This window comes from Pseudomonas sp. G1002 (assembly GCF_013385455.1).
GTDB lineage: Bacteria > Pseudomonadota > Gammaproteobacteria > Pseudomonadales > Pseudomonadaceae > Aquipseudomonas.
In genome coordinates this window covers 392-6,060 of the sequence record NZ_JACAPY010000061.1, presented here as the reverse complement: position 1 = coordinate 6,060, position 5,669 = coordinate 392, and the positions used below count along the sequence as shown (strand labels likewise).

Below are 5,669 nucleotides of genomic sequence, written 5' to 3'. Positions count from 1 at the left end.
GCCCGCTCCCACATGTGATCTCGGTAGCTCATTGCATCTGTGTTAGAACGGCACGGCCACGGTGACCTGGCTATAGAGATTGGTGCCATTGCCACCCACCTGGTTGCCGCCGTTGCTCTCATCCTTGTTGGGCTTGTACAAACCCAGCAGCGGCGTAACGATCAGGTGTTCGTTCACCGCCCACTCCGCGTACAGGTCCAGTTCGCGCCCATCGAGGTTGAGCATGCCGCCCTTGCTCAACGTCTTGTAGTCGAAGAACAGCGCGCCCAGGGTGACACTGTCCAGCGGCTTGACCTTCAACGCCACATGCTGCACCTCGGTGTTGGTATTGAACGGCCCCGAATAATTGCCGGCCACCTCGCCCTGCACCCAGGTGCCGTAGCCACGGTTGAAGCCCGAAAACATCGCATCCCAGTTTTTCGAATAGCGGCTGTAGCGGTAGGTCAGGTCCGGCGACCACGGCAGCACGGCGAAGGTATAACCGCCTTCGGTGTACCAGGCCTTTTCCGGGCCGGCGTCCTTGTCCTGCCAGGCGTATTCAAAGGAAAAGTGCGCGTTCTCGATCCCGGCATTACCGGCGCCCCGCAGGCTGTAGATGTTCATCCCGGCGCGCTGTTTTTGCAGGTCATTGGCATAACGGTCGTCGACGCTGATGCCGTGGATATAGGCCAACCCCAGGGTGCCGGGCGCGGCGGTGTAGTCCAGGGTGCCGGCGGCCATTTCAGTGTTGGCCTGGGCGCGGTTGTCGGACTTGATCCACATTACGCTGCCATGCACGCCGTCCTTGCCACCCAGGCGTAGCACTGCGGTTTGATCGAAGGCATGCCGAGCGGCGATGTAGTAGGCGCCGCCCCGGTTGAACTTGCCGTCATCCACGCCCTTGCCGAAGTTCGGGCCGTCATCGTTGATGATGAAACCGTCGCCGAGCATGATGACCTGGCGGCCGAACGACAGGTCCACACCATCCTTGCCCAGTGCCGGAAACAGTTCCCCCGAGCGCCAGCCGGCGAAGGCTTCGTCGAACTTGGTGGTGCGCTCGCTGCCGGTGGTCACGCCCGACGCATCGCCATCACCCCAGGTGCCCGAGCTGACCAGGTTGGCCGTGCCATACACGCTGCCCAAGGCGCCGAAGCGCTGGTCGACGCTCAAGCCATACTTGATAAAACCTTCACGCCAGGTGGAACCGCCGGTGGTGCCGTCGTAGTTCTTGCGGCTGTTGAACATCCCGTACACCGCCAGGAAGTTGCCGGTGACCTGGGTGTCGTCATCGGCATACAGCTCGAACGCCTGGGCCGATGAGTCGATGATCATCAGCGCGACGCCCAGGCTGATGGCCCTGTACAGGTGACGGGTTTGTTGTGTGTGCTGCATTGTTATAGTCCCCAACAAGGTGAATTGAGGGAGCATTAGGGCGAGCGCCACCGGGCCAAGTCTTTCCCCTGCGTGCCAGGAAATTGTCCCAGGCCGCCAGTGGCGCAGCAGTGGCAGGCAGCAACAAAACCGGCGGCAGCCAGGAGCAAGACGATCAGCCAGGGCGGGCGCAGAGTGCCAATACTTCTAAAAATCCGCTTCTTGAGGATCTGCACCATGTCGATCAACGACCGGCTCACCGAACATTTGAAACGCGGCACGGTGGGCTTTCCAACCGCGCTGGCGAGCACCATTGGCTTGATCATGGCCAGCCCGGTGATCCTCACCGCGACCATGGGGTTTGGCATCGGCGGCAGCGCCTTTGCGGTGGCGATGTTGATCGCGGTGGTGATGATGCTGGCCCAGGCGACCACCTTCGCCGAAGCCGCCTCGATCCTGCCCACCACCGGCTCGGTCTACGACTACATCAATTGCGGCATGGGCCGGTTCTTTGCGATCACCGGCACCTTGTCGGCGTACCTGATCGTGCATGTGTTTGCCGGCACCGCCGAAACCATCCTCTCCGGCGTGATGGCGCTGGTGAATTTCGAGCACCTCAACACCCTGGCGGAATCCGCCGGCGGTTCGTGGTTGCTGGGAGTGGGCTTCGTGATTGTGTTCGGGGTGCTCAATGCGTTTGGCGTCAGCGCGTTCGGCCGGGCCGAGATCATCCTCACGTTCGGCATGTGGACCACCTTGATGGTGTTTGGCGTGCTGGGCCTGATCTCAGCCCCGGCGGTGCAGCTGGACGGCTGGTTCGGTGAATCCCTGGTCGGTACCGACCTGATCACCATCCTGTCGCTGGTGGGCATGGCGATGTTCATGTTCGTCGGCTGCGAGTTCGTCACGCCGCTGGCGCCGGACCTGCGCAACTCGGCCAAGGTGATGCCCAAGGCGATGGTGCTGGGGCTGCTGGGGGTGGCCACGTGCATGTTCATCTATGGCGCGGCCATGAAACGCCAGGTGGAAAACGTATTGATCGACGCGGCGGGCGGCGTGCACCTGCTGGATACGCCGATGGCCATCCCGAAATTCGCCGAGCAGGTGATGGGCAGCATCGGCCCGATGTGGCTGGGCATCGGCTTCCTGTTTGCCGGTGCTGCGACCATCAACACCTTGATGGCCGGTGTGCCACGGATCCTGTACGGCATGGCCGTCGACGGCGCGTTGCCCAAGGTCTTCACCTACCTGCACCCGCGCTTCAAGACACCGTTGCTGTGCATTCTGGTGGCGATGCTGATTCCGTGCCTGCACGCGCTGTACCTGGGCGGCAACACCGACAACATCATGCACCTGGTATTGGCCGCCGTGTGCGCCTGGAGTTTTGCTTATCTGCTGGTGACGTTGTCGGTGGTGATCCTGCGGATTCGCCGGCCTGATCTGCCTCGCGCCTACCGTTCGCCGTTCTTTCCGCTGCCGCAGATTCTGTCGAGCATCGGCATCCTGCTGGGCATGTGGTTTATCACCCCGCCGGGCATGAACCCCGCCGACATCTACATTCCCTTTGGCGTAATGCTCGGGTGCACGGCGGCGTACGCGTTGTTCTGGACGCTGGTTGTGCAGAAGGTCAATCCATTCAAGCCCGCCTCGGTGGAAGAGGTGTTGGCCAAGGAGTTCGCCCATGAGCCAGGTCAGCCGCACAACGGGTATATCAGCCATGCTGCAAAAACTGTCTGAGCTGTTCAGCGCCCGGCGCGCGCCTGCCGGTTATCGTCCCGGCGTTACGCTGGAACACCTGCGGCGCAACCTTGGCCTCGCCGGTTATGCGGTGTGCGGACCGACGACGGCCCGGGTTTCCCTGGACAATCTCGGGCTGCAACTGGAGATCGTCGAGCGCACCGAATCGCAACTGTTGATGCACCTGGTGATGACCGAATTCGTACTGCGCATTCCTGCCTCGCAGCAGGGCACGGCGAGCTTCGAACTGCACCACACCGGGGCCGTCCGACGCACTGGAATCCGCTGTCGGCAGCGCTCGGGAGACAAGGAAGTTTTAGGCATTCTGCAAGCCGAGTTGCAGGAGGGCAGTGCGTTGTATCGCGCCTTGATGCCGCTGGACTTCAAGCGCCTGCGCATCGACCTGGTGGATCACCAATGGTGCGTGCGGCTTGAGCATATGGGCGGCAGCGAGGTGGTCAATCGCATGCCGGCGTTCCGGCGCTATATCGCCTTGAGCAGCGATCAACGTGCCTGGCTGCTGGACGCCTTGAGCGGTTTCCAGCGCGCATTACAGGCCCACTGACCGCAGGATCTGGCATCAATAGTGCAACCACCTTGGCAGACACGTACTTGTTGCGCGCATATAGATAACATGTTAACTATTGCCCGACAAAAACAAAAAGCCAAGGTGGAAACAACCATGAGCATGCAACAGATTGGGCAAGACGGGCTGGACCTCTGGACCCGGGATCTGCGCGCGGTTTGCGGTCACTTCGACACAGAACTGGCCTTCAACCGCTCGCTGTTCATCGGCAGCATCAGCACCTTTTCCCGCGGCGGTTTGCCCCTGGCCAGCCTGCGCACCAACGCCGGCCTGATCAAGCGCCCCAAGGCCCGCGCCGACCACGATGACGACCAACACTGCTTCCTCGTCAGTCAGCGCAGCGGCTACTGCCAGATCACCCAAAACGGCCAGAGCTTCCAGCTTGCCCCCGGCGAACTGTTATTGATGGACTCGGTGGGCTCCATCGACATCACCCCGTTCGGGCTCATCGAACACGCGTCCCTGTCCTTGTCCCGCGCAGAGGTGTGCAAACAGTTCGGCAACCAGCCCAAGACCTTCGGCAAAATCTCCTCGAGCAAAGCCTGCGGGCGCATGTTGCATGTGTTGATGGATCAACTGTGCAAAGACGCACTGAACGGCGAAGGCGCGGTCGGGGAGGGGCAGGCGTTGCAGTCGGCGTTTATCTCGTTGCTGGGGTCGGCGTTTGAGCAGGAAGACGATGAGCGCGATGATTGTGGCGGGTTGCAGGGCAGCAATCTGCGCAGCTATGTGCAGAAGGTGATTGATGAGTCATTGACCCAGCCAGGGCTTAGCCCGGTGGGGTTGGCGAGTCGGTTGAATATCTCGGTGCGGCATTTGTACCGGTTGTTTGAGGAACAGGATGACAGCGTGTGCCGGTATATCCAGCGGGCGCGATTGAAGCGCAGTGCGGATGATCTGACCAACCCGTTTTTGCGCAGTGAGTCGATTACGTCGATTGCGTATAAGTGGGGGTTTACGGATTCGGCGCACTTTAGTCGCTCGTTCAAGAAGCAGTTTGAAGTGTCGCCGAAGGATTTTCGGGCGGGGCGGTTGCAGCAGGTGGGGTAGGGGAGGAAGAAGGGGCTTTCCGAGCACCTTCTTTATTATAAATATCTTAAGAGATCGAAGTTATTCGCCTCTTTGGCTCAAAAGCGCGTCAATGTGCTCCAGCCACAATTTCCCGCTTTTCCAATCGTGAGGATAATAGTAGCCACAGCCAATATCTGAGAACAAAAGATGCTGTAACGCTTGCTCCGTCTTGTTGGCATGTAAAAGAGCTTTTAACTCGAGGTGTGCAGCTTTAAAAGTTTCTGCTGAGGATTCAGCTATAAAGCTGAGAATCACATTGTCCGCACTATCAAACTCATCAACCCAATCTTGATTGAAGTAACCCGCGAGAAGTTGCTGCAGTTGTGAATAATCGTTATTCATGGATTCGGATATCCGGTCTGAATTCTATAGCCATTGGGCATGCTTTTATCTTTGAACAAAATCAGGTAAATCTCCCGTCCGGGGACGGTTTTTTTTGCACCTCGCTTCAGGCTAGTTCCAACTGGCTGAGGAGACTTTTGAGTAATAACAATTTTTTTGTCTTTTCCTTTAACAAACGAATTTATTTTAGTTTTGTTGCTTGCTATCACGCTTGATATTGCTGACTCGGCTGTCGCGCGATCAGGGAAGGTAGATGCCGTGGGCACATGAGGCTCATTTTTAAGACGTGTTGCCAGTTGTTGGTCAGTTCTACCAATGTGCTTTTGCATCAAATGTCCTCCGGCAGCTTCGTGAGCAGCTAAACCTCCACCAGGAACAATTTCGCTGTAAGGCCCATCGGCGACTATTTGGCCTGGGCAGGCTGTAGCTTTACAGCTCAACCCCAACGGATCCACCCACCCCGTCGGGTTGGGCACGTACTGGTATCCGTTCAGCCCGCCCGCCAGTTTCACCGGATCAGGCGTCAGGTAGCGGCCAATGTCCGGATTGTAGTAGCGATGACGGTTGTAGTGCAGCCCGCTTT

6 protein-coding genes are annotated in these 5,669 nt (G+C 58.9%); 3 read left to right on the top strand and 3 right to left on the bottom strand.

Annotation, left to right across the window (positions count from 1 at the left end):
* Positions 1–42: 42 nt before the first annotated feature.
* On the bottom strand, positions 43–1,371 hold the full coding sequence (locus HX801_RS31080) for a hypothetical protein (RefSeq protein WP_177023376.1): 1,329 nt from the start codon (positions 1,369–1,371) through the stop codon (positions 43–45).
* 216 nt (positions 1,372–1,587) lie between these two features.
* Between HX801_RS31080 and HX801_RS31075 the strand changes: the two genes are divergently transcribed.
* The 3 genes from HX801_RS31075 to feaR all read left to right on the top strand — a co-directional run bounded on the left by HX801_RS31075 (position 1,588) and on the right by feaR (position 4,723).
* A complete protein-coding gene (locus HX801_RS31075) occupies positions 1,588–3,087 on the top strand; it encodes an APC family permease (protein ID WP_177023375.1) in 1,500 nt (499 codons plus the stop codon).
* Positions 3,068–3,652, top strand: coding sequence for a DUF3156 family protein (locus HX801_RS31070; protein ID WP_177023374.1), 585 nt, complete (start codon positions 3,068–3,070; stop codon positions 3,650–3,652). The genes HX801_RS31075 and HX801_RS31070 overlap by 20 nt, the downstream gene beginning before the upstream one ends.
* Positions 3,653–3,769: 117 nt before the next feature.
* Complete coding sequence (feaR, locus tag HX801_RS31065) at positions 3,770–4,723, top strand: transcriptional regulator FeaR (RefSeq protein ID WP_102368612.1); 954 nt, start codon at positions 3,770–3,772, stop codon at positions 4,721–4,723.
* 60 nt (positions 4,724–4,783) lie between these two features.
* Here the strand turns inward: feaR and HX801_RS31060 are convergent, their stop codons facing one another.
* Together HX801_RS31060 and HX801_RS31055 are read right to left on the bottom strand one after the other, a co-directional pair.
* Positions 4,784–5,086, bottom strand: a complete 303-nt coding sequence (locus HX801_RS31060; RefSeq protein ID WP_134326170.1) for a contact-dependent growth inhibition system immunity protein — start codon at positions 5,084–5,086, stop codon at positions 4,784–4,786.
* A partial coding sequence (locus tag HX801_RS31055) for an RNase A-like domain-containing protein (RefSeq protein ID WP_305729510.1) occupies positions 5,083–5,669 on the bottom strand: 587 nt, incomplete at its 5' end. The genes HX801_RS31060 and HX801_RS31055, both read right to left, overlap by 4 nt.

Excerpts from the sequence above, each read along its gene's own strand:
- HX801_RS31070 (WP_177023374.1), top strand. The coding sequence starts at position 3,068 with ATGCTGCAAAAACTGTCTGAGCTGTTCAGCGCCCGGCGCGCGCCTGCC.
- HX801_RS31075 (WP_177023375.1), top strand. The coding sequence starts at position 1,588 with ATGTCGATCAACGACCGGCTCACCGAACATTTGAAACGCGGCACGGTG.
- feaR (WP_102368612.1), top strand. The coding sequence starts at position 3,770 with ATGAGCATGCAACAGATTGGGCAAGACGGGCTGGACCTCTGGACCCGG.
- HX801_RS31080 (WP_177023376.1), bottom strand. The coding sequence starts at position 1,371 with ATGCAGCACACACAACAAACCCGTCACCTGTACAGGGCCATCAGCCTG.
- HX801_RS31060 (WP_134326170.1), bottom strand. The coding sequence starts at position 5,086 with ATGAATAACGATTATTCACAACTGCAGCAACTTCTCGCGGGTTACTTC.